At 53.4% G+C, this 21341-nt stretch carries 19 protein-coding genes; 7 read left to right on the forward strand and 12 right to left on the reverse strand.

All coding sequences use genetic code 11. The annotated features are described in order from the left end of the window. Positions 1–24: 24 nt before the first annotated feature. Genes K0H79_RS18820 through K0H79_RS18835 form a run of 4 tightly spaced genes read right to left on the reverse strand, consistent with a single transcriptional unit; the run spans position 25 to position 3718 of the window. A complete protein-coding gene (locus tag K0H79_RS18820) occupies positions 25–1152 on the reverse strand; it encodes an ABC transporter permease (protein ID WP_220076859.1) in 1128 nt (375 codons plus the stop codon). Further along, on the reverse strand, positions 1142–2125 hold the full coding sequence (locus tag K0H79_RS18825) for an ATP-binding cassette domain-containing protein (protein WP_408733360.1): 984 nt from the start codon (positions 2123–2125) through the stop codon (positions 1142–1144). The genes K0H79_RS18820 and K0H79_RS18825 overlap by 11 nt, the downstream gene beginning before the upstream one ends. Next, positions 2118–3080, reverse strand: a complete 963-nt coding sequence (locus K0H79_RS18830) for an HlyD family secretion protein (protein WP_220076860.1) — start codon at positions 3078–3080, stop codon at positions 2118–2120. The genes K0H79_RS18825 and K0H79_RS18830 overlap by 8 nt, the downstream gene beginning before the upstream one ends. Beyond that, the gene (locus K0H79_RS18835) at positions 3077–3718 is read right to left on the reverse strand and encodes a TetR/AcrR family transcriptional regulator (RefSeq protein ID WP_220076861.1); all 642 of its coding nucleotides are present in this window, start codon (positions 3716–3718) and stop codon (positions 3077–3079) included. Before K0H79_RS18835 ends, K0H79_RS18830 begins: the two co-directional genes overlap by 4 nt. Positions 3719–3926: 208 nt before the next feature. Here K0H79_RS18835 and K0H79_RS18840 point away from each other — a divergent pair, with 208 nt between their 5' ends. Further along, positions 3927–4226, forward strand: coding sequence for a hypothetical protein (locus tag K0H79_RS18840; protein ID WP_220076862.1), 300 nt, complete (start codon positions 3927–3929; stop codon positions 4224–4226). Between the two features lie 38 nt (positions 4227–4264). Here the strand turns inward: K0H79_RS18840 and K0H79_RS18845 are convergent, their stop codons facing one another. Together K0H79_RS18845 and K0H79_RS18850 are read right to left on the reverse strand one after the other, a co-directional pair. After that, the gene (locus K0H79_RS18845) at positions 4265–5035 is read right to left on the reverse strand and encodes a phosphatase PAP2 family protein (RefSeq protein WP_220076863.1); all 771 of its coding nucleotides are present in this window, start codon (positions 5033–5035) and stop codon (positions 4265–4267) included. 158 nt (positions 5036–5193) lie between these two features. After that, the gene (locus K0H79_RS18850; RefSeq protein WP_220076864.1) at positions 5194–6222 is read right to left on the reverse strand and encodes a GlxA family transcriptional regulator; all 1029 of its coding nucleotides are present in this window, start codon (positions 6220–6222) and stop codon (positions 5194–5196) included. Positions 6223–6318: 96 nt separating this feature from the next. Between K0H79_RS18850 and K0H79_RS18855 the strand changes: the two genes are divergently transcribed. Then, positions 6319–6513 (forward strand): hypothetical protein, encoded by a 195-nt coding sequence (locus K0H79_RS18855; RefSeq protein WP_220066142.1) that lies wholly within the window; start codon positions 6319–6321, stop codon positions 6511–6513. Here the strand turns inward: K0H79_RS18855 and K0H79_RS18860 are convergent. Together K0H79_RS18860 and K0H79_RS18865 are read right to left on the reverse strand one after the other, a co-directional pair. Continuing rightward, positions 6510–7640 carry a response regulator gene (locus K0H79_RS18860; protein WP_220076865.1) on the reverse strand — a complete coding sequence of 377 codons (1131 nt, stop codon included), beginning with the start codon at positions 7638–7640 and terminating at the stop codon, positions 6510–6512. The two genes, K0H79_RS18855 and K0H79_RS18860, sit on opposite strands and share 4 nt — an antisense overlap. Beyond that, complete coding sequence (locus K0H79_RS18865) at positions 7640–8236, reverse strand: Hpt domain-containing protein (RefSeq protein ID WP_220076866.1); 597 nt, start codon at positions 8234–8236, stop codon at positions 7640–7642. Before K0H79_RS18865 ends, K0H79_RS18860 begins: the two co-directional genes overlap by 1 nt. 228 nt (positions 8237–8464) lie before the next feature. Here K0H79_RS18865 and K0H79_RS18870 point away from each other — a divergent pair, with 228 nt between their 5' ends. Continuing rightward, the gene (locus K0H79_RS18870; protein WP_220076867.1) at positions 8465–11203 is read left to right on the forward strand and encodes a pitrilysin family protein; all 2739 of its coding nucleotides are present in this window, start codon (positions 8465–8467) and stop codon (positions 11201–11203) included. Between the two features lie 192 nt (positions 11204–11395). Next, complete coding sequence (locus tag K0H79_RS18875; protein ID WP_220066146.1) at positions 11396–11797, forward strand: GFA family protein; 402 nt, start codon at positions 11396–11398, stop codon at positions 11795–11797. 37 nt (positions 11798–11834) lie between these two features. Here the strand turns inward: K0H79_RS18875 and K0H79_RS18880 are convergent, their stop codons facing one another. Next, the gene (locus K0H79_RS18880) at positions 11835–12644 is read right to left on the reverse strand and encodes a methyl-accepting chemotaxis protein (protein ID WP_220076868.1); all 810 of its coding nucleotides are present in this window, start codon (positions 12642–12644) and stop codon (positions 11835–11837) included. 30 nt (positions 12645–12674) lie between these two features. Further along, entirely contained in the window at positions 12675–13073 is a 399-nt protein-coding gene (locus tag K0H79_RS18885; RefSeq protein ID WP_220076869.1) for a hypothetical protein, read from the reverse strand. A 138-nt stretch (positions 13074–13211) separates the two neighbouring features. Between K0H79_RS18885 and K0H79_RS18890 the strand changes: the two genes are divergently transcribed. Then, on the forward strand, positions 13212–13850 hold the full coding sequence (locus tag K0H79_RS18890; protein WP_220066148.1) for a CPBP family intramembrane glutamic endopeptidase: 639 nt from the start codon (positions 13212–13214) through the stop codon (positions 13848–13850). Here the strand turns inward: K0H79_RS18890 and K0H79_RS18895 are convergent. Together K0H79_RS18895 and K0H79_RS18900 are read right to left on the reverse strand one after the other, a co-directional pair. Continuing rightward, positions 13844–15352, reverse strand: a complete 1509-nt coding sequence (locus K0H79_RS18895; RefSeq protein WP_220076870.1) for a bifunctional diguanylate cyclase/phosphodiesterase — start codon at positions 15350–15352, stop codon at positions 13844–13846. The genes K0H79_RS18890 and K0H79_RS18895 overlap by 7 nt on opposite strands. A 204-nt stretch (positions 15353–15556) precedes the next feature. Continuing rightward, positions 15557–16153, reverse strand: coding sequence for a pentapeptide repeat-containing protein (locus tag K0H79_RS18900; RefSeq protein ID WP_220076871.1), 597 nt, complete (start codon positions 16151–16153; stop codon positions 15557–15559). Between the two features lie 1007 nt (positions 16154–17160). Here K0H79_RS18900 and K0H79_RS18905 point away from each other — a divergent pair. Continuing rightward, the gene (locus tag K0H79_RS18905) at positions 17161–19077 is read left to right on the forward strand and encodes a hypothetical protein (RefSeq protein ID WP_220076872.1); all 1917 of its coding nucleotides are present in this window, start codon (positions 17161–17163) and stop codon (positions 19075–19077) included. Positions 19078–19339: 262 nt separating this feature from the next. Continuing rightward, positions 19340–21331, forward strand: coding sequence for a GGDEF domain-containing protein (locus K0H79_RS18910; protein WP_220076873.1), 1992 nt, complete (start codon positions 19340–19342; stop codon positions 21329–21331). Positions 21332–21341 lie beyond the last annotated feature (10 nt).

The raw sequence follows: 21341 nt of genomic DNA on the forward strand, positions 1-21341 counted from the left end.
CTTGTCAGTGCCAAGGGACCCGCCTCAGTCCAGTCGTTTGTTGAATTTGAGGGTCGCGACCAGCAGCCCCAGGGCGCAGAAACCCAACAACCAGAGCGCATCGAATCCCAGCTGCGTCACTTCGGCATCCCGCAGGATAATGGCCCGCGACATGCGCATAAAGTGGGTTGCCGGCAAGGCTTCGGCAATCCACTGCGCCGGCACCGGCATGGCTTCGTAAGGAAACATAAAGCCGGACAACAAAATGGATGGCAGCAGGATAAACACTGTCATCTGCATTGCCTGCAATTGGGTACGGGCTATGGTGGAAATCACCAGCCCGAGGGTGAGGCTTGCCAGAATAAACAGCATGGCCGCCAACGCCAGCGAGTCGAGTCCACCGCGTATGGGCAGGGCGAACAATAACTTACCCGCCCCAAGAATAATGGCCACCTGCACAAAGCCCACCAGCACGTAGGGCAAAATCTTGCCCAGCATCAGCTCCAGTGGCTTGACCGGCGTGGTAATTAAAAACTCCATGTTGCCCTGCTCCCGCTCCCGCACAATCGCGGCCGAGGTAAAGAGCACCATGGTCATGGTCAGTATCACCCCAAGGAGACCCGGGACTATGTTGACCACGGTACGTTGCTCGGGGTTGAAGTACATCACCACCTCCATGGTGGCGGTGCTCTCGGGCACCGGCAGCCCAAGCACTTCAGCAAGGGGCATGGTTCTGAGTGACTTGATGGTGGAGGCCACCACGGTATCTGAACCATCCACCAGCCACTGCGCCACCGGGCGCGAAAAATAAGTCCCCTTGCCGGTCTGTGCCTGTGGATGGGTAACCAGCCGGGCGCCAAAGTCAGCCGGGATCACCAGTGCAGCCTTCACATGTCCAGCGGTAATGGCCTCTTCAGCCTGGGCAATCGACTGATAGTGCTCAACAAAGTCGACCACTTGGGTAGCAGAAACCGCCTGCACCAGAGCCCTTCCCTGGCTGTTGCCGCTCATGTCCACCAAACCGGCAGGCAGATGCCTGGCGTCGGTATTGATGGCGTAGCCAAACAGCATCAGCTGTACCAGCGGGATCATCACTATCATGCCGAAGGTCATGCGGTCCCGTGACAGCTGTTTAAGCTCCTTGGTGAGAATGGCCAGAATTCTAAGCCACATGGGCACCTCCCCCGGCCCGCTGGCCGGTGCAGGTCACAAACACATCCTCGAGGCTGGGACGTACCTCGTCCATTTCCCTCGCCCCCACGCGCTGGCCAAGCCAGGCCACGGGGTCATCTATCTGGCTACGAATGAGCACCCGCAGCCGACTGCCAATCTGCGCCGCCGACAATACCGGCGCTTCGGCCAACAATTGCTGCTTGAGTGTTCTTAAGTCCTGGCCACCGATTTCCACCACCCTGGCCCCCATGGCCTGCATCAGCGCCTTGGGCGAGCCGTCGGCACGCTTGATGCCCCGCTCCAGAATGGCAAGCCCATGGCAACGCTCGGCCTCATCCATGTAGTGGGTGGAAACCAAAATGGTGCAGCCCTTGGCACAGAGATCGAACAGACGCTCCCAGAACTCGCGGCGGTTTTCCGGATCCACCGCCGAGGTGGGCTCATCGAGAAACAAGAGCTCTGGCTCGTGTATGGTGGCGGCCGCCAACGCCAGCCGCTGTTTCTGCCCACCACTCATGGAGCCCGCCATCTGGCCTTCACGGCCGGCGAGGCTGTAGAGGGATAACAGCTGCGCTATTCTGTCTTTGACTTGATTGCCTTGCAGACCGTAGATGCGTGCCACAAATCTCAGGTTCTCCAGCACCGTCAGGTTCTCGTACAGAGAGAATTTCTGGGTCATATAACCGATGCGGCGGCGCAGTTTTTCTTCTGCGCCCTTGAGGGGCTCACCCAGCACCCGGATATCACCGCTGGTGGGCTTAAGCAGCCCGGTCAGCATACGGATGGAGGTGGACTTGCCGCAGCCATTGGGGCCGAGAAATCCAAAGATGCTGCCTCGGGGAATCGCCAGGTCCACGCCATCCACTGCCTTGAGAGCACCAAATTGCCGTGTCATACCTCGGGTCTCGATTGCGAGAGGAACATTCGCCTGAGGCATTGTGGCGCGGGTTTCGGTCGCGGGAACCTCACTCATGGTTTGCCTCCGGCAACAAGACTTCCACCGCAAGCCCGGAAGCCAAACCTGCGTCTACCGGCAGGTCGATATCGGCCAGGTACATCAAGCGAGCCCTGTCACGCTCGTTGAGGGCATAAAAGGGAGTAAAGGCGGGTTCGCTGCGGACATTGCGCACCTTGCCCATAACCGGTTCTGGCCGCCCATCCACCCGCACTCCAACCTCGGCGCCGGGAAGCAGTTTATCGAGGGCAGAGGCAGGCAGATAGACCCGGACATAGGGAGCATCCTGGGCGAGCAAGCCCACCAGTTGGCTCCCCTGATTCACCCTGTCCCCCACCCGCCAGGGCAACAGGTCCACCACGGCATCCCGAGCGGCAATTAGGGTTAAATCCGCCTTTAACTTTTGCTCAAGCAGCACCTGAGCCTGGGCGGCATCCACTGCAGCAGCAGCCTGCGATAACTGCTCGCTGCGGGTACCGGCAATCAATTCCTTCAGCGCCTGACTGGCACTGTCGACATCGGCCTGGGCCCTGTCTTTACCGGCAACGGCCCTGTCGAGGTCGGCGGCGGTCAGCACCTTCTCAGCCACCAGACGGACTGTACGATCATACTGGGCCCTAGCCTCATTCAGGGTTGCCCTGGCACCGGCAAGCCGCGCCTCGGCCCGCGCCAGCTCTTCATCCCGGGCGCCCCGGGTCAGCTCGGCAAGACGGGCTTGCGCCTGAGCGAGATTGGCCATCGCCTGCGCCAGCCTGGCGTCGGCGGCGCGGCTGTCGAGCCGCAGCAGTGCTGTGCCTGCGCTCACCCTGTCGCCTTCCCGTACCTGAATGTCGGCAATGAGTTCCGTGGCAGGCGCGGTTAGGGTTAAGCGGTCACGCTCCACAGTACCGTATACGGCAGACGAGGACTCGCCACAAGCGGTGAGGTACAGGGCAAACAGCGCCGCCCAGTGGGGGGATTTTATTAACGTCATGATTTATCTCCGGCATCACTTGCCAAAATGCCCTGGCTAAGTACAGCGATATGATGAGGCACCAAACTCATCAGCCCGTCCGGGCTGGTGTCTATCCCCAGTGAGTCGACCAAAGCAGGCGGGGCAATCAGGGGGAACACCATCAGGCTGATGAGACTGAGGCGGGCCAGTTGTGGGTCTACGTCGGCACGAATGGCACCATTGGCCACCAGGGATTGCATCAGCCAACTGTGCGACAGACGCAGCACATCCCCAAAGACCGACATCAGCAGCCTGAACGCCTCACTGCTCTGGCCTTCGTGCAATACCGTCAGTATCAGTCGGGGCAATCTGGGATGGGCGCCGATGGCGCGGTAATAGGTTTGCATCAGGGCGGCCAAATCTGAGGGTGCGCCCTGCTGAGACAGACTCTGAAACTTCGCCAGTACCGGTGACAGGACTTCCCTGACCATGTGTTCAAAGAGCCCCGGTTTGCCACCGAAGTAATAACGGATCATGGCCGCATCCACACCGGCTTTGCGGGCTATGCTGCGGGTTGAAACCGCCTGATAACCGCGCTCGGTAAAACACTCTATCGCGGCGGCAATTAATCTGGCTCTGGCATCACTGTCACCCTTGGGGCGGCCCGGGTCCGACATACTGAACTCCCGAAATTCCTCTCTTGATGAACATACTAGGAGAAAGGCCGGGTAAATGGCAGTATGAAAATTCTCCATTTTCTTTAATAATGAGGAATTTGTCGCCGTAGGCAATGCTTGGGATTCCAGGGGGCAAACACGCGGGAAACGCGCAGCAAGTATGGCTGTCATGGAGACGAGCCAGGATTTAGCAGGGAGGAAAAATCACATGCACACAGCCGATTATGTCATTTATCTGGTTCTGGCATTGCAGCTACTGGACCTGGGAGCCTGGCGCAGGCTGGTCGCCCACATCAAGTCTCACTACCCACATATCTGGCATCAAGCTTACAGCTACAACCGCCACCCCGGCACGGCGGTTAGAAGTAATTACATCAAGGAAGCCTTAAGCCAGGGTGAGCTGAAAGACAGCCAGGATACGCCCGTGGTTATCTACTTAAGACTCCACAAGGCCGCCATCAGTCTCTCTTCACTGCTACTGCTGCTGGCATTGCTATCTCAGTTTTAACGTCGCGACATCAACACGGCGGTTTGCCCGGTTCAAACTCAGTCTGGCTTGGCGACTGCGTTGGCGGCCTTGGCGACGTTGACGGAAAGAGCCCTGTCAGCGTTAAAGCCACGGCGCCAAAACAGCGGATAGAGTAAGGTGGCCACCAGCCAGGACAACAACAGGCTGGTAATATCATGGGTTAAAAAGTGCGCACCGCGAAGCTCCTGAGTCAGGGCAAACACAGCCCCAACCGCCAGCACTGAAGCCAGTACACGCCAGCGCCAGCGGGGAAAATAGGCCATGGCAAAGTAGTAGAGCGCGACCCAGGCAAAGGCGCCACTGGAATGACCGCCGGGGAAGCACTGCCCCCCAAAACCCGGGCCTTCCATGCTCGCCGGAAAAGGCACATGGGGATACTTGCCACCGAATAAGGTCAGATCCCAGGGGCAGTTCACCTGAGTCAGCGACTTACCCCAACGCACCAGCATCACGCTGAGTGCCACTGAGCACAGGAGATACAGAAATCCGCGCAGATAAGGTTTATAACGCTGACTCAGCGCGGCGGTTACCGTTAAGGCCAGTAACAGCACCGATGCCAGTACCACCAAATCCCGACCGCCGGTATGCAACACCTTCTCGGTTAACCACCAATATCTCAGCGGCCAGGAATGCACACCGCCTTCCAGGCGGAAAAACGCTGAAGATACAGAAATATCCCAGTCCCAATGGGTCGCCAACACCAAAAATGTCAGCCCCAGCAGCAGGGGGATGTGCAGATGGCGAAGCCACCACTGTCGTGGATTGATGTCAAAGTGAATCCGGGGCATGCAAGCTCCAACCTGTTACGTCTTGGTTTTTAAGGCCGGAGTTTACAACGAAAGTTCCAGTACCAAGGGGAAAAGACCCTGCCGACATGCCCCAATACCCGGGCTTTAGGACATATGTCCAATGCGTTTAGCCCCTTGGCCGGATGATATCGGCCACCTCAGTGGTCGCAGCAGCGCTCGCTGGGGCGAAACTTTTCCCGGTATGCCTTGGGGGTCAGGCTGGTATGTTGGATAAAGAGCTTTCGAAACGAGCTGACATCCTCGTATCCCAGCTCAGGCAGGATGCGCTCCAGAGGCAGATCGGTGCGCTCCAGTAAGCGCTTTGCTCTGTCTATGCGCAGCTTTTGAATGTAACTCGAGGGGGTGTCGTGCAGCGCTGCCTTGAAGCGCCGAATGAGGGTGCGCTTGCCCATGGCAAAACGTTCGGCCAGCGACTCCAACGCCAAATCCCCGGTGAGGTTATTGCTTATCCAGTGCATGATGTCTGCCACCTGGGGATCCGTATGCAGGGGCTGCAGTGGCACCTGATCCATAAACACCCGCTGGGAGCTGCGGTTGGGGTCGATTAGAAAGACTTTGGCCATCGCCTGGGCAAAGTGCTCATCCACCAATTGCTCCAACAGGGCCAGTCCCAGGCTGTAGCTTGCCGTGGAGGCACCTGCGGTAAAAAACAGGCCATCGCGTTCCACCAAAGATTCCATCGACAGCTTAACCTTGGGAAAGTGTTGCTCAAACAGCGGCGCCAGCCACCAGGCCGTTGTGGCCTTACGACCATCCAGGAGCCCGGTGTCAGCCAACAGCAGGGCACCGGCGCAGCATGCGGCGACGGGTACACCTAGATCTGCCAAGGCCTTAATCTGAACATCAAAGGCCTTGAAGCCCGCCAGTTCGCGATGCAAGTCCCGACCATCCAGAATAAGCGGCGCCGAGATTACCAGAGCATTGACCTGTGTCAGGTCCAGCGCGGCCATGGACAAGGATTCCACCCCTATCCCGTCGGCACTCACCCAGCCTCCCCGGGCCGAGTACACTCTGGGCTCTATCGAGGGTACACCGGCATGACCGGTTCGTTCAGCATAGGTATTGGCATGGCGAAACAGATCCAAAAACGCCGTCACACCGCTCATTACCGGTGTCTCGGGTATCAGGATCGCGATATTCAGGGTGTTGCAAGCTGTCTGCATCATTGTGTCACTTTCAACCATAAAACTGTCATTAACGACACTTTAAGGTTTGCTGGTGTTTTTTTAAACTCTTTTCATCGCCACCAAGGAGGTAAGGCCATGAAAAAGTTTTCTCTGACTCAGGTTTTGATGGGCAGCGGTTATTTGGGTGTCAGCTGGTATCTGTTGCTGTGGCTGAATTTTCAGCTGGCGGCCTCACCCATGGTGCACTTTGTGGTGTTACCGACCCTGATGCTGATCACAGCCCTCGGCGCGGGTTTGATGTGGCGCCGGGGCTGTGACTGTGCCGATTAAAAGGTTTTCACCAGGGCATCAAGCTGCTCGACTATGCCATGGAGCTTGCGGTCGACCGTCAGCCCTGATTCCAGATGCGCCAGACTCTCATCCAGCTTGTCTTTGATAACCCCTGTTATCCAGACTTCCTGCTCTTCCGAGAGTCCCATGGAGACAAAGCCGGTTTCAATTTCCAGCATCAACTGATTCATAATGGCGAGGTTTTTTTCCTTGTGGTCAACCTGGAAGTCTTTGATTTCCTGCAGGGCTACCCGGGACTTGTCAATGGTATCCATCATGAGGGAAAGCCGCTGCTGCGCCATGCTGGTATCGGCGGTGACCCGCTGATTGAGGTCGTGTGCCGCTTCCATCAGGATAAGCAGGTAATCTTTAAGCTCACCGGCACGCGAAGGTACTTCCGGCAGATTTTTCACCAACATCACCACGGATGAAAATTTTAAAATCAGTCGGTTACCTTTTTCCAGCATGCGGCATTCAAACTCCGAGGCCCTATCCATCAACACCTGTTCAAGGGGCTGCACAGCCCCCTGACTGGCGGCATAAAAGGGCCTGTCACCCACGCCCACAATACGACTGCACACCTGTACCCCAAAATTGGCACTGGCACGACAGATTTCCTGTACCAGGGCCTGGGCATCCCTGTGCTTGGTGCAGGCCCGCAGAAAATTAACCACCACACTGATATCCGCAGCGCTGTTCATGGCGGCCATCACCATGGCCGTGGCCTGCTGTTTTTCGCTGGAGAGTTGCAGGCGCTGCGCAGCCTGCGACAAGGTAAGCCTGACCTTTCGCTGTAAAATCTCGGGATCAAAAGGTTTGGTAATATAGTCCTGGCCGCCCGCAGCAAAGCCTTTGAGGATTTCATCGGTTTCTGTGTTGGCCGAGACAAAGATTACCGGCAATTCGGGCCAGTCCAGCTTAAGACGGCTACAGGCCTCATATCCGTCCATGGGCTCCATCACCACATCCATCAACACCAGATCAGGGTTGGCTTCGGCAATCATCTCCAGCGCCTGGGCACCATTGGTGGCCACCCTGAGACGATAATCCTGCTTGAGAATTTCCATCAATATACGAATTTCGTTGGGAGAGTCATCCACCAACAAGAGTTCCGGTTTATCACGCATCAGGCTTCCCTCCCCAACAGTCTGGCCAAAACCGACTTGGCTGCACGCACATCAAATGCATCGAATAATTTGATAAACAGATTGAAGTCACTCTGGTATCTATCAGGCACCCGCAGTTGCCTCAGTTCGAGAAACATGGCGTCTGCCGCAGCAAAATCATTGTCAATCAGCACCTCCAACCGTTTCAGCCTTACCAACATTTCGGTGAGACTCATGGCGACCGGCTCAGGTACCTGCTGGGCTTCGTGTATGGCCTCAAGCTCTTGCGACAACTGCTGCCATGCCTCCAGACACTCGCCGCAAAGCGCTGGAGAAAGCATCACAGCACCACTCTTAATTACGCTTTCGATGGCAGCGGCGGCGCTGCTCAGGCGCCCGGCACTGATGTTGGCAGCACTTCCCTTGAGGGTATGGGTCAGGATCCTCAGCTCGTCCCATTGGCCCGCCTCAGACAGGCTAACTAAACGTTCGGGAAACGTTTGAAAATCTTCGGCAAACTTTGCCAATACGGCATTCAGCAGTTGCTGATTTCCGCCAAGACGCCTCAGGGCCGAGGCATAATCCAGCGCTTGCAGCGGGCTTACTGGCAGGGGCATTGTCTGTCTCCACTGGCTGTCCATAAAATGGTGACGCATTGAAGTGAATGAATTAATTGCATAAAAGCGCTACCGCAGTCTCAAAGTATAGTCAGCTATGCAGATAGCAGCGGATTTTCATCCCCGGGAAGCTGCGCCGGCACGCCACGGCGTAAAAAACTGGATTGTGTTATTAGGGCTTGTTAATGTTGATTTTTTAATCCCTTCAACAAGGAAAAGGACGTCTCAATGCAAACCACTTTCAAGCGGCGCCTGCCGACCCTGGCCACCGCCATGGTGCTGGCCCTGTGCAGTCTCACCCCCATTCAGGCACTGGCCGACCTCCAAAAGGTCACCGAGGTAGAAGGTATCAGCGAATATCGCCTCGACAATGGTCTCAAGGTGTTGCTGTTTCCTGACCCCACCAAGGAAACCGTGACCGTTAACGTGACTTATAAAGTCGGCTCCAAGCACGAAAACTACGGCGAGACAGGTATGGCCCACCTGCTGGAGCACCTGGTGTTCAAGGGAACCCCCAAGCACAAGGACATTCCGGCAGAGCTGAGTTCCCACGGTGCCCGCCCCAACGGCACCACCTGGACAGATCGCACCAATTACTTTGAGACCTTCGCCGCCACCGAAGAAAACATCGACTGGGCCTTGTCTATGGAATCGGACCGCATGGTCAATTCATTTATCGCCAAGAAAGATCTCGACAGCGAAATGACAGTGGTGCGCAACGAGTTTGAGCGCGGCGAAAACAGTCCTTTTCGCATCACGCTGCAGCGCATGATGGCGTCTGCGTTTGAATGGCATAACTATGGCAAGTCCACCATAGGTGCACGCTCTGATTTGGAGAATGTCTCCATCGAGCGTCTACAGGACTTTTACCGCAAGTATTATCAGCCCGATAACGCCACCCTGATTGTAGCGGGCAAATTTGCGCCAGAAGACATGCTGAAAAAGATTGAAGCCACCTTCGGCACTATTCCCAAGCCCAACCGCACCATAGAGCCTCTGTACACTGTGGAGCCTGCACAGGACGGCGAGCGTCAGGTTACCGTGCGCCGGGTTGGCGACGTGCAACTGCTCGGCACCATCTACCATGTGCCGCCGGGCGCCCACGAGGACTATGCCGCTATCGATGTACTCAATGAAGTGCTGTCGGCCACCCCCAACGGCCGCCTGCACAAATCGCTGGTCGAAGCCAAGCTGGCCTCCTCGGTATTTGGGATGAACTTCCAGTGGCAAGATCCCGGTGTGGCCATTTTCATGGCCGAAATGGACAAGACCGCCGACATGGATGCCACCCAAAAGGCCCTGCTGGATACCCTGGAATCCATTCGCAATAACCCCATTACCGACAAAGAAGTGGAAACCGCCAAGCGTACCCTGCTGAAAAACCTGACCCTGGCGTTCAACTCCTCCGAGCGTGTAGCGCTTGAGTTGTCTGAGTGGCTGGGCATGGGCGACTGGCGTTTGCTGTTTTTGAACCGTGACCGTCTGGAGAGTGTCAGTGCCGCCGATGTGCAGCGGGTTGCCGAGTACTATCTCACCCAGAACAACCGCACCCTGGGGCGCTTTATTCCGGCCGAGAAACCGGCACGGGTAGAAATTCCTCTGGTGGCCGACGTCGATGCCCTGGTCAAAGACTACAAGGGCCGCGAGCAGGTGGCACAGGGTGAGGCCTTTGACCCGTCACAGGCCAACATCGACAGCCGCACCGAAACCCTCACCCTGAGTTCAGGCACCAAGGTGTCTTTGCTGCAGAAAAAGACCCGCGGCGAATCCGTGGTGGTGAGAATAAGCGGCCAGTTTGGCGACCTTCGCAGCCTGTCTGGCAAGAATGCCGTTGGCGATGCAGTAGGTGAGATGCTGCTGCGTGGCTCAAGTAAATACAGCCGCGAGCAAATCAAAGAAGAGCTGGATAAGCTGCAGGCGAGCCTGCGTATCGGTGGCAGCAATGGTAACCTGTTTGCCTCGGTAGAAACCACGAAGGCCAACCTGTTGCCGGTGCTCGATATCGTCACGGACGTGCTGCGAAGCCCCAGCTTCCCTGAAAAAGAGTTTGAGCTGTACAAGACTGAAACCAAGGTGGCCATTGAGCAAAACCTGCAAGACCCACAGTCGCTGGCCTTTAATGCCTACAGCCGCCATCAGTCACCCTATGGCAAGGACGACCCGCGTTATGTCGGCACCTTTGAAGAGCAGTTGGCCGAGCTGGAAAAGCTCACCCTCAAGCAGGTGAAGCGTTACCACGGCGATTTCTACAATGCCAAGCAGATGCAGGTGTCCATTATCGGTGACTTCGATAAAGACGCCACAGTCAGCGCCCTGGACACCCTCACCAAGGGTTGGAAGAGCAAGCAGACCTATCAGCGTATCGCCTCGCCATATGTGAAGCTCGATGCCTCGCCCATCACCTTCAACACACCGGACAAGGAAAACGCCACCTTTGTGGCCTCCCTCAGTCTGCCTGTGGGTGATATGGATGCCGATGCGCCTGCACTGACCCTGGGTAACTACATCCTCGGCGGCGGCTTCTTAAGCTCGCGTCTGGCCACCCGTCTGCGCCAGCAGGATGGCCTGAGCTACGGTGCCGGCTCTTTCCTGCGCTTAAGCAGTGAAGATCAGCGCGGCTCCCTGGGTGCCTACGCCATCTGCGCGCCACAAAACCTGGCCAAGGTTGAACTCGGCTTCCGGGAGGAGATAGCCAGGCTGCTGAAAGACGGCTTTACTGCCGACGAAGTGGAAGCTGCCAAGTCTGGCTTGCTGCAGGGCCGTAAGGTCAGCCGCTCGCAGGACAAAGAATTGGTGGGCACCCTGGTGAGCAACCTCAAGCTTGAGCGCACCATGGCCTTTGATGCCGATTTTGAAGCCAAACTGGCTGCACTGACGGCAGACGACCTGAACAAGGCCTTCCGCAAATACATCAAGGTGGATGATTTCGCCCTGATTAAAGCAGGCGATCAAAGTAAGGTTGAGTAAGCTCTTCAATTGACAAAACCGGACGCTTACGCGTCCGGTTTTTTTATGGATGTCGCTCTCTCCAGAGCTCAGGCGCTGACCATGTGCTTTGCGCAGTAAACTAGCCGAAACCACGCATTTTACTTGCCCGGTCTCACCTTCAGCCGTACCTTAAGACTTCTTCATTGGCTCTGCACCTGGGGGATGTGCGCAATGATTAAACAGGTGGGAAACACACAAATACGGGACAAACATCTTGCCAGCTGCCACTGCGGCGCCGTGGTGTTGGAGCTTTATTTACCCGATGGGATTGTCAATCCACGTCGCTGTAACTGCTCCATGTGCCGTCGCCGTGGCGCCATAGCCGCCAGCGTGCCGCTGGCGGGGCTGAAAATTCTCAAAGGGCAGGACGCGCTGCGCCAATACCAATTCAACACCTGCACGGCCAAGCACTTCTTCTGCGGCCACTGTGGCATTTACACCCATCACCAACGCCGCTCCAATCCTGCCGAGTTTGGATACAACATCGGTTGCCTGGAAGGCGTGGATCCCTTCCTTTTGGGTGACGTCCCCGTCTGTGATGGGGTCAATCATCCCTCGGATCGCAAGGCTTAACAGACCGACTAATCCCGGCTAATCAGGGACGGCTCGGCTAAAACAGCTCCACCCCTGATGAGCCTGCCACAGAAGGTTCAGGCTCATTGCGGCTTTGGCTGCGGCGCACGAACGTTTTGCTATCTGGGTGCTGTGACAGTTGAAACACGGCCATCTTGTCATACAGATGGTTCGCCAGCCGGGTCAGATCATCGGCCGAGACCGTGTGCATCTGCGAGCCTGTCAGTGCATCCCGGTTCAGGTCCTGCAATCCCTCAATGGACTGGCGCACATGCTTGGCCGCCCGGGTCTGATCTTCGATGGCCAGAGAAATCTCGGCCACTGCGCCATTGGTCTCCTGCACGGCCTCTGCGATGCCGGACAGAGACACTTCCACCCCATCGATTTGGTTCTGGGTCACCGAGAGTTCACCGTGGGATTCGTGGATATGCTGGGACAGCATGCTCACCGCCCGCAAGATTTCATCGGTAATGGCACGCACCTCGTGGGTTGACTCGGCGGTTCGGCCAGCCAGAGAACGAACTTCATCGGCCACTACAGCAAACCCTCTGCCCGCCTCTCCGGCCCTGGCCGCCTCAATAGCGGCATTCAGTGCCAGCAAGTTGGTTTGCTGTGAAATAGAGTTGATCACCTCGAGTATGCCGCCAATTCTGTCACTGCTTTGTTTGAGTTGTTCCACCTCGGCAAAGGCCTTTTCCAGACGTTCGGCCAAGTCATAAAAACTCGTCAGGGCAACCTGGGTAGTGCTCATGCCTTGCTTGGCCCTGTCATCGCTGGCATTAGAGGCCGCCACAATGCGCTCTGTCATGGCCTGCACATGCAAACAGGCCTGCCACATGGACTCCATGTCGGCTTCAATGGCACCGCTGACTTAATTCTACAGGCTGACCTTTTGGGTCATATTTGAGTAAGACTCTGATAATTCAGATGAGATTGGAATGAGACGCCCCACAGACTCGGACACCAGCAAGAGTTGCTGATCCATAAAAGTCCGCATGCCGTTGCTGGCCTCAATACATTCACGCAGAGAGGAATGGTTGGCAGCATCCAGCCTGGATTGGAGGTCGACGCTACCGTTGTGAATGTCCATGGACTGTGCCAAAAACCGGGCGCTGTCGGCGAACTGGCGTCGGATAGCCCAGGCAACCAGAGCACCGAAGGCCGCCATCGACAGCAAACCTGCCAGCCACCAGCCAAGCATCCAGGCTCCCGCAAACAGGGCACCAGTGAGCCCGTAGCCCATCAGAATAATCAGCCACACAGTCTTGGTTGTCATATCGGATCCCAGCCTCCCTTTTGGCACTTGAGTATGGCTGTTGATTGAATTTATTGCCAAAAATATTCATCCAACCAAGATGCAAAACGAGAGTTTACGTCCTGTGCTAGTGTTGTTGGAGACCCATGGGAGAATAAAATGGCAAGCCGGTTACTGCGATGGGCAGAGTTTGTGTGCATGTTTGTGCTCCTGCCACTTACCGCCTTTCACTATCGACACCTACTGAGCAACTGGTTGTTACCTCTGCTGTGCCTGCTGGCATTGCTGTGCCTGTTTTTGATCCTGAACGATAGCCACTTTAAGCGTTTTCGCCTGACCAACTATGCCAATCTGAAACGCCTGCTGTGGTACTCGCCGGTGCTGTTTGCTGTTGGCGTATTGATATCAATCCTGGCTCTGTCTGCTTATGCCCCGGAGCAAGTCTTTGTACTGCCCACCCGCGATTTTTACACCTGGTGTTTGCTGCTTGCCCTGTATCCGCTGTTTTCGGTGATCCCGCAGGAGCTGATATTTCGCACTTATTTATTCCACCGATTCAAAGGGATAATGCCAAGCAAGACATTACGAATTTGGGTCAGTGCAGCTGTATTTGCCCTGGCCCATATCATCTATGCCAATTGGATTGCTGTGGTACTGGCGTTTGTTGGAGGGCTGATGTTTGCATACACCTATGCCAGCTCCCGCTCAACTGCCGCCTGCGTGCTGGAACATAGCCTCTGGGGCCTGTGGCTTTTTACCCTGGGCGCAGGCCAGTATCTCAGCCTCGTCCCTCAGTGAGCGGCGCTGAACTCGGTGGTGTCTTGGTTAAGGTGCTTCACCAAATCATGCAATGCCATGGGACGTCCCAGATAAAACCCCTGAGCCTGCTGGCATCCCATATCCTGCAATATTTTCAGCTGCGCGGCATTTTCGACCCCTTCAGCCACGATATGGATATCGAAACTTTGGGCCATGGCGACAATGGCACTGACGATGGTGCATGAGCGCTCGTCCAGCTCCACCCCGGAGACAAAACTGCGATCGATTTTAATTTCATCCACGGTCAGGTCTTTGAGCATTGCGAGGGAGGTATAACCGGTACCGAAATCATCGATGGAAAAAGTGATACCGCTGGCCTGGAGGTTGGAAATAATCTCCACACTTTTTTGCATGTCGGTGAGCGTGGCAGTTTCGGTGATTTCAATCCGCACATAGGGTGCCAGAGCTTTTTTGCTTTTGATAAATTGGGTCAGTGCATACATTTCGTCGGCGTTATTGAATTCGTCCGCCGACACATTCACTGCCACATGCGCCAGACTGCCATCCAGCAAACCTGCACTGCCAAGCTCAGCTGCTGCCTTGTCGACAACCAGCTTGGAGATGGCCGCTGTCATACCATTTTCCTCGGCCAGTGGAATAAACACGTCGGGGGAAATATAGCCCTTCACCGGGTGATGCCAACGCACCAGCACTTCAACGCCGCAGGCAGTAAGCGTGCTCAATTCATACTTGGGTTGATACACCAGCGACAGGACCTCGTCACTGATGGCCTGGCGTAAATCCATGACCAACTGGCGTCGCTGCGAGGCTTTTTCGCTGAGTGCCTTATCATGGTATTGAATGGCGTTTTTCTTCTTTTTTGCAATATTCAGCGCTTCGGTGGCCGATACCATCATTTCTTTGGCATTGGTGCCATCGGCAGGGAACAGGGCAACACCAATACAACAAGTGGCATCTATCCCATGTTGCCTGGCACGGTGAGCGAACAAACGTTGAAACCCCCGAATATGGGCTTCCATATCCACCGAGGTATCCAGGCGGCCAAAACTGGCAAACTGGTCTGCATGTAGGCGTGACACCACAGAGCCAGGCAGGGCGGCATCACTGATGTCGTTGGCCAAATCCCGCAAGAAGGCATCGGCTCGCTCATAGCCAAGCGTGTCGTTGATTTGCTTGAAATCATCGATATCCAGATAGCCCAGGATAAGGCGCTCATTTGGCTTGAGTTTACGGATGGTATTATTCAGGGAGCGGATAAACACGCTGAGGCTGCTCAGCCCGGTCAAGGTGTCCATGTCGTTGGCTTTTTCCAGCGCCCTGTTGCTCCTGAGCACCAACATCAGCAGCAGGGTTGCCGTGATAATGACAAAGGCCAATCCTTTATAGGTTTGCGCAATGGCGCGAAGCTGAGGGCTGTCCAGCAGTAATTCGACGGCAATATCTGAAAACAGGATCCAGAATCCGGCAAAAACCGCATAAATGATGGCGACCCGGAAGGCCGAAATGACAGCTCTGTCCATAATTGGCTGAACCTGTAACTTATTCGTTTGCTCAAATTATCACAGCCCACAACAAAAATCGCACAATAAAAATGGTTATACTGGCAAGTCTGTTATTTTCATGCAGTTAACAGAGAACAATTCAACAATCCTGTGCTAACTAAGCAACTTCACATCAATCCCTTTCCTTGTAAATGCCAAGGCGCTCACCGAATCGCCCCAGAGTTAATCCACCAACTCTATGCCCAGCGACTCCAGCAAACTCAAGGCATCGAACCGCGAAAAGATTGCGCCCTTGAGAGTGTTTTCAAGCACATTGATGTTAAAACCTTCAGAGCCGCTGAAGTCGGCACGGCTTAAATTGGTTTGCACAAACAGGCTGCCGGAGAAGTCACATTGGGTGAGGCTGGCGCCGCTGAAGTTGCCGTGGCGAAAATCCACCTCCTGCACCCGACATTCGGCCATGACCAGTTGCTCCATCGTCAGGCCATAAAAAGAGGCGTCGTTCAGGATGCATTGCTGGAATGCCAGCTCAAAGTCACGATGAAAGTCGGGCCAATCGGCACGGGTCCAGTCCACCCCGATCAGCTTGCTTTCTATAAAGGTCACGCCGAACAAGCGGCTTGCGGCAAACACCGCCAGACTGAGATTACAGCGCTCAAAGCGGCATTGAGTAAAGCGGCAGTTTTGGAAAGAGGCAGCCGCGAAGTCGCAATCTGAAAACACGCAGTCTTCAAACTCCATGTCCCGATAACAGGCATTGGCCATGTCCAGTTGCTCAAAGCGGATATCGTAGTAGTGCTCGCCATCGCTGAAATCCATAGTGCTAAGAAAATCCAATTAAATCCTGGCTCTCAAAAATAGCTGACACACATCGAAAGAACTACAAAAAGAAAATATTACCAATTAATGTTAGAAAAATAAGACTTAATTGTTATTTTTCATTTATAACTCAACTGTTAGCTTGATCTTGATTTAGAAACACACAAAAGGAGTATAAAATGAAATACATAATTGCAGTAACTACTATTTTTCTGGGACTATTCTACTCTTATCAAGCTCACGCGAATGTGAGTTATTCATGTATAGGTACTGGAGTTGCAATGTACACGGAAGTAATAAACCTCGGAGACGGAGAGGTTCATACGCGCAGTTGGATTGCACCTAATGCATTCTGCTATAAAGAATATAAAGATCCAATTTAAATAAGTTACAGTAAGGAATCTCAACCTTCTGAGATTCTTTACTGACTCTATATGTGGCAATAAAATCATGCCATATAAAAACTCGCACATTTAAAGACCATCACTCTATCTCGCCAGAAAACCTAGATACAAACCTAAATTAAATAGATATTTTTTACATAAAATCCGTATTTATGAAAGTTCACTCTCGGCAATCCGTACAAAACTACATTTAATTGTATCTGTCCAGCAGTAGTCGAAAAATTGAATCGGCTGATTGAGAAAGCAAGATCACATATCACAGTAATTGAATTGCAGTAATACGGCTCTTAGAATGAAAAATTGGGTTATGTCTGAAATCAAACACGCACGGCGATCGTTATTCTATCCACTTCTCATGGCAAGGTTAGAGCAAGCTAAGTGAACGGTTGAATCTGATGACATCTCCTTGAATCAGAGATACCAGTATGAAAACATGGCTGTTTTAAGTGAACTCTCATACGGCATGGACCGCCATGACTCAGCGTCAACCTCGACAGTTGCTTCATCAACGTCCTGCCCGGTTAAGCATCCACTCAGCCACTGCGTTATAACACCGCCACTCCGGCAGCCAGGCGGCAACGAGCGCGCGTTACAGGGATTGTTATGAATAAGACCCAAATAACCTTGGCCATCGCCGCCATCCTGGGCATTGTTGGCGCGTTAACCATACTTTCGCCGTCCCCAACCACCTTGGAGCCGGGTAACACAACGGCCTTAGAAAGCGGTCAGGATGCCCCGGGAGATACCGCTGACACTATCACAGAGGCAAACCGGCAAACACAGCTGCTGACCTTCGAAGATAGCCCTTTGGAGACCAGTCTGAGTGCCGTCGAGTGTCTGCGGGCTGCAGGCCTGGGCGCTGATGCCGACTATAAACAACAACAGCAGCGCACTCTGATGGCATGGCAGCTCTACCAGCAGGGCGAACCACTCTTGGATATAGCCGATGCATTGGCGGTGGACGACTTTGACAAAGGCCGGGATTTCTATCGATTCGTCAAATTACGTGAGGCGGTGTTAACTGCTGAGTCTTTTCTGTCTCGAAGTGGGCCGGGCCGCGAAGTATTGAAAACCGCGAATGGCGTCTTTCAACTTCCAGCAACCAGCGACCTGGCGGACAATCTGTCAGCTATGGAGATTGGGATAGGACGCCTGTGGAAAACACAATTTCCAAACCTTTGGAACAGGGCGCCGGACAAAGGAGATATTGATGTGTATATTTCCCAAATTCGCGGTGCTTCTGTGCCATCCGAGATACTCGAAAACCACTATTTGAGCCCGATACCGCGCTTTTATTTGGCGTCGCTGAAGGTCGGTGACCTGACATCTGCCACTACCTTGCTGGATACCTTTCCATCCCTGCTGCAATCCGATGCGGCGTACGAAAACCAGCTGATGTACAACACTCTGATTGGTTTGCATTTGGAAATTACCGAGACCCTTGTTCGCACTGAGGCCTTTACCAGGTTTTGGGAAAAGTTACCCCAAGCGCAGCCTGTGGTGCTGAGCAGCGCAAGTAAAATGCGACGGGGTGGACGGGCAATTCGCACGGTAAAAATCCTGGAAGAACAAGGATTCTCTGTTCACGTAGCGTACACAGATAGCTATGACGTTACCGCCAGACAAGACCTGTTGCAGCAGCTTGGGAATATCGGCAGTACTCTGGACGAAGACACCAGGGCACGTTTAAAGCAATGCGAACAGCAGCAAGCATGGTTTGATGCCCGCCGATTCAACCCGGAGAAACTGGCCCAATATCGCGACTCGCCTTTTATGGACAAAGTGAAAAACTCGCCTGAAATACGCTACTGCGACGAGAAAATCTGGTCTTCTGATACCAGTCTGCCTTCGCAAATGAACGAGCTAATTGCGCCCCTGCGGGACGCCATGCAACAAACAACAGACTGGCAGCAATACCCCGTTGGCACACTGCTGGCTCAGGCGTCCTCAGAGGAGGACAGGTCATACATGGTGCTGCTCAGCAACACATTTTTAGCACTCAACTTCAATATGCCCAGCCTGGAAGTCGCTCAGTGGTTAAAACAACAAGGTGCTCAGCCAGACCGCAAAACACTGCTGGCGATGCTGGGGCAGCTGGATTCAACCGCTTGGCTGTTCTGGGCCAATGATATGGCCTGGACAGACAAGGAAATCAAAGCCATTGCACTGGCGGCAGCCCAAATTGGTGAGCCGCGTGTCTATGAAAGTATCAGCGGCAGCCATCCAAATCTCGAATGGCGGGATGACGAACTCGATCCGCTCTACTTTGCCATCAAGTCTTTCTCTACGGGTTCCTTCACCATGTTTGGTGTTGAAATCGACAGAGAAAGGGTGATGAATACCCTCGAACAAAACTCCGGCGGACTCAAGGAACATCACCTGAGAGCCCTGTTTGAGTTGCAGCACAGAAAACCGACTGCTTATGAAGAATTGATTAACCTGTACCCCAGATTTACCTTAAGCACAGCGTCGGAATATTTCGCCGTCTCCTGCGATTCCGGGAAACGAGCGGAAGGCTAATACGGAACCACAAGTTAACCAAGGGTAAGCTTAATAAGTACAGGGCTGAAGCACCTCCCCAGCTTTGAACAAGCCAGAGAGGGATAAAATGCCAGCGGGCTTAAGTACCGCCAAGGTGATTAACGAATATTTCGACATTGGCTGTGGCTTCGTGTGGCATGGCAACAAACAGATATTTTGTTCACAAAACAAGCAAAATACAACAGCCTATTTTTTTGATTATATGTAACATTGTATAAAACTTGCTATTGGAGTGACTCTGTTGATCTTCAGTGCTATGCCCTATTCGCTTTTTAACTCTGCTCTCGACATGGATGGTCAAAAACCCATGCTGCGCTTTATTCGGCTCATCATTGCAGGGCTGACGGTACTGCTGGTAACACAACCTGCTCTGGCGCAAGAGCGATACGGCATGGCAGACCTCCAGGAAGAGCTGGCACAACTGGACAAAGCACTTTCAAAAGAAAATCTGGATAGCGTTATCAGTAAGATAGACCTAAATATCAGTGAGGCAAAACACGACCCAGTAAGAACAGCCGCATTATTAACCTTCAAAGCTGAAAAACTGCGGTTTCACGGATTATCTTATATTAATGAGAGCTTATCTAAAGCATTTGATTTGATTAGCTATGATAAACAACCAGAACTATACATCTATGCTATGACAGTTAAAAGCTATGAAATATATGCCTATCAAAACAACCCTGAACTGGCCGTCAATTTACTGGAAAACATACAAAAAAAACCTGAACTAGGAAACATACCATATATACATGTTATTTTTTTAAAACACTTACTCGAGGCGTATTATAAGCTTCAACTTTTTGAAAAAATCCCACAACCTCTCTTTCGTCTCTCACAAATTTCAAAGGAAGTTGAATTAAGTACAAACAGCAAAGATCTATTATTTTATCTTGAAGAAGAGCTAGCCTATCACAGCAGTTTGATTGGTGACACGGAACAAGCCATTCAGCAATACGGCAAACTCGCGCAGCACTATGAGCAGAAAAATAACTCTGAGCACATGGCAATTATTTACTGCAACATTGCCAATATGTATTTTCTGCCGTTCCAGGAAAAAGTTCGTTATGCCCAGGCTTCGCTGTCAGCCCACAATAATATCGCCTGTTCAGACGTCATGGAAAAAATTGTTTGGTTGGCAGAAATTCAGCAAGGCAACGTTTCCAATGTAAATCGATTAATGCAATTCAATCCCGTACAGCAAATACCGCACCTGAATGAGAGCTCTGCATATTATGCCGGGCTAGCATATCTATTGCTGGGGAATGTGTCAGCGGCGCAAGAAATGGCTGACAGAATTACAGAAGAAGATAACTGGGAGCGTCAGGATCTACTGCAACAAATTTATCAGAAGCAAGGTCATTATCAGGCCGCACTTGAAGCCTCTCAGCGTTATCATCAATTAAGAGCCGCAAAAGACGCTGAGGCGCGGTCGTTAATGCTAAGCAGCTTTCAAACCCGCCTGGCACTGGCTCAGGAAGAAACACAGGCCGCAGCGCAAGAAAAACAAGCAGCACGTATTGCCGCGGCAGAACAAAAAGCAAAAGCAAGGCTGCATATCACACTGATAGTGATTAGTGCAGGCGTAATGATCACCCTGATATTGTCGCTGTACCTACTTCGCAGCCGCCAGCACAGGATAAAACTGCAACAACTCTCGGATACGGATCCTTTAACGGGACTGCTTAACCGGCGTGCCTTTTTACATCAGGCCCGTCAGATGCAACGACTTGCCGAACGTCAGCAGTTCCCGTTATCCGTTGCCCTGTTGGATCTGGATTTCTTTAAAGCCATCAATGATAAACATGGGCATCACATTGGCGACGCCGTCTTGCGGGCATTTGCTCAGGCGGCGAAAAAGACACTGAGGCAAACGGACATTATCGGCCGCTTTGGTGGTGAGGAGTTTATTCTGCTGGCGACGGAGAAAGACCCCATTGTATTTGCAGGCCTGCTAAAGCGTGTGCAACGCTCATTTATTCAGGTGTGTCAGCAGGATCCGGCCATTGGCTTTAATGTTACCTTCTCAGCCGGTATTGCTGCTCTCGAGGGTAACGGTGCAACTGACATCCCGGACATTGAAGAGGCGATTCGTCAGGCTGATGAACTGCTTTACCGGGCAAAAGCCAACGGTCGCCAACAGGTTTGTGCAGACAGCTTCTGTCAGCGGTTCGTGGACTCAGCCAGCGGGCTTATCGCACCGGACCATCCCGCAACCAATATCGCAGAGTAAACGCGTCAAT

Origin of the sequence: Shewanella sp. FJAT-52076, from assembly GCF_019457455.1 — a bacterium.
In the GTDB taxonomy this organism is placed as follows: Bacteria; Pseudomonadota; Gammaproteobacteria; order Enterobacterales; family Shewanellaceae; genus Shewanella; species Shewanella zhangzhouensis.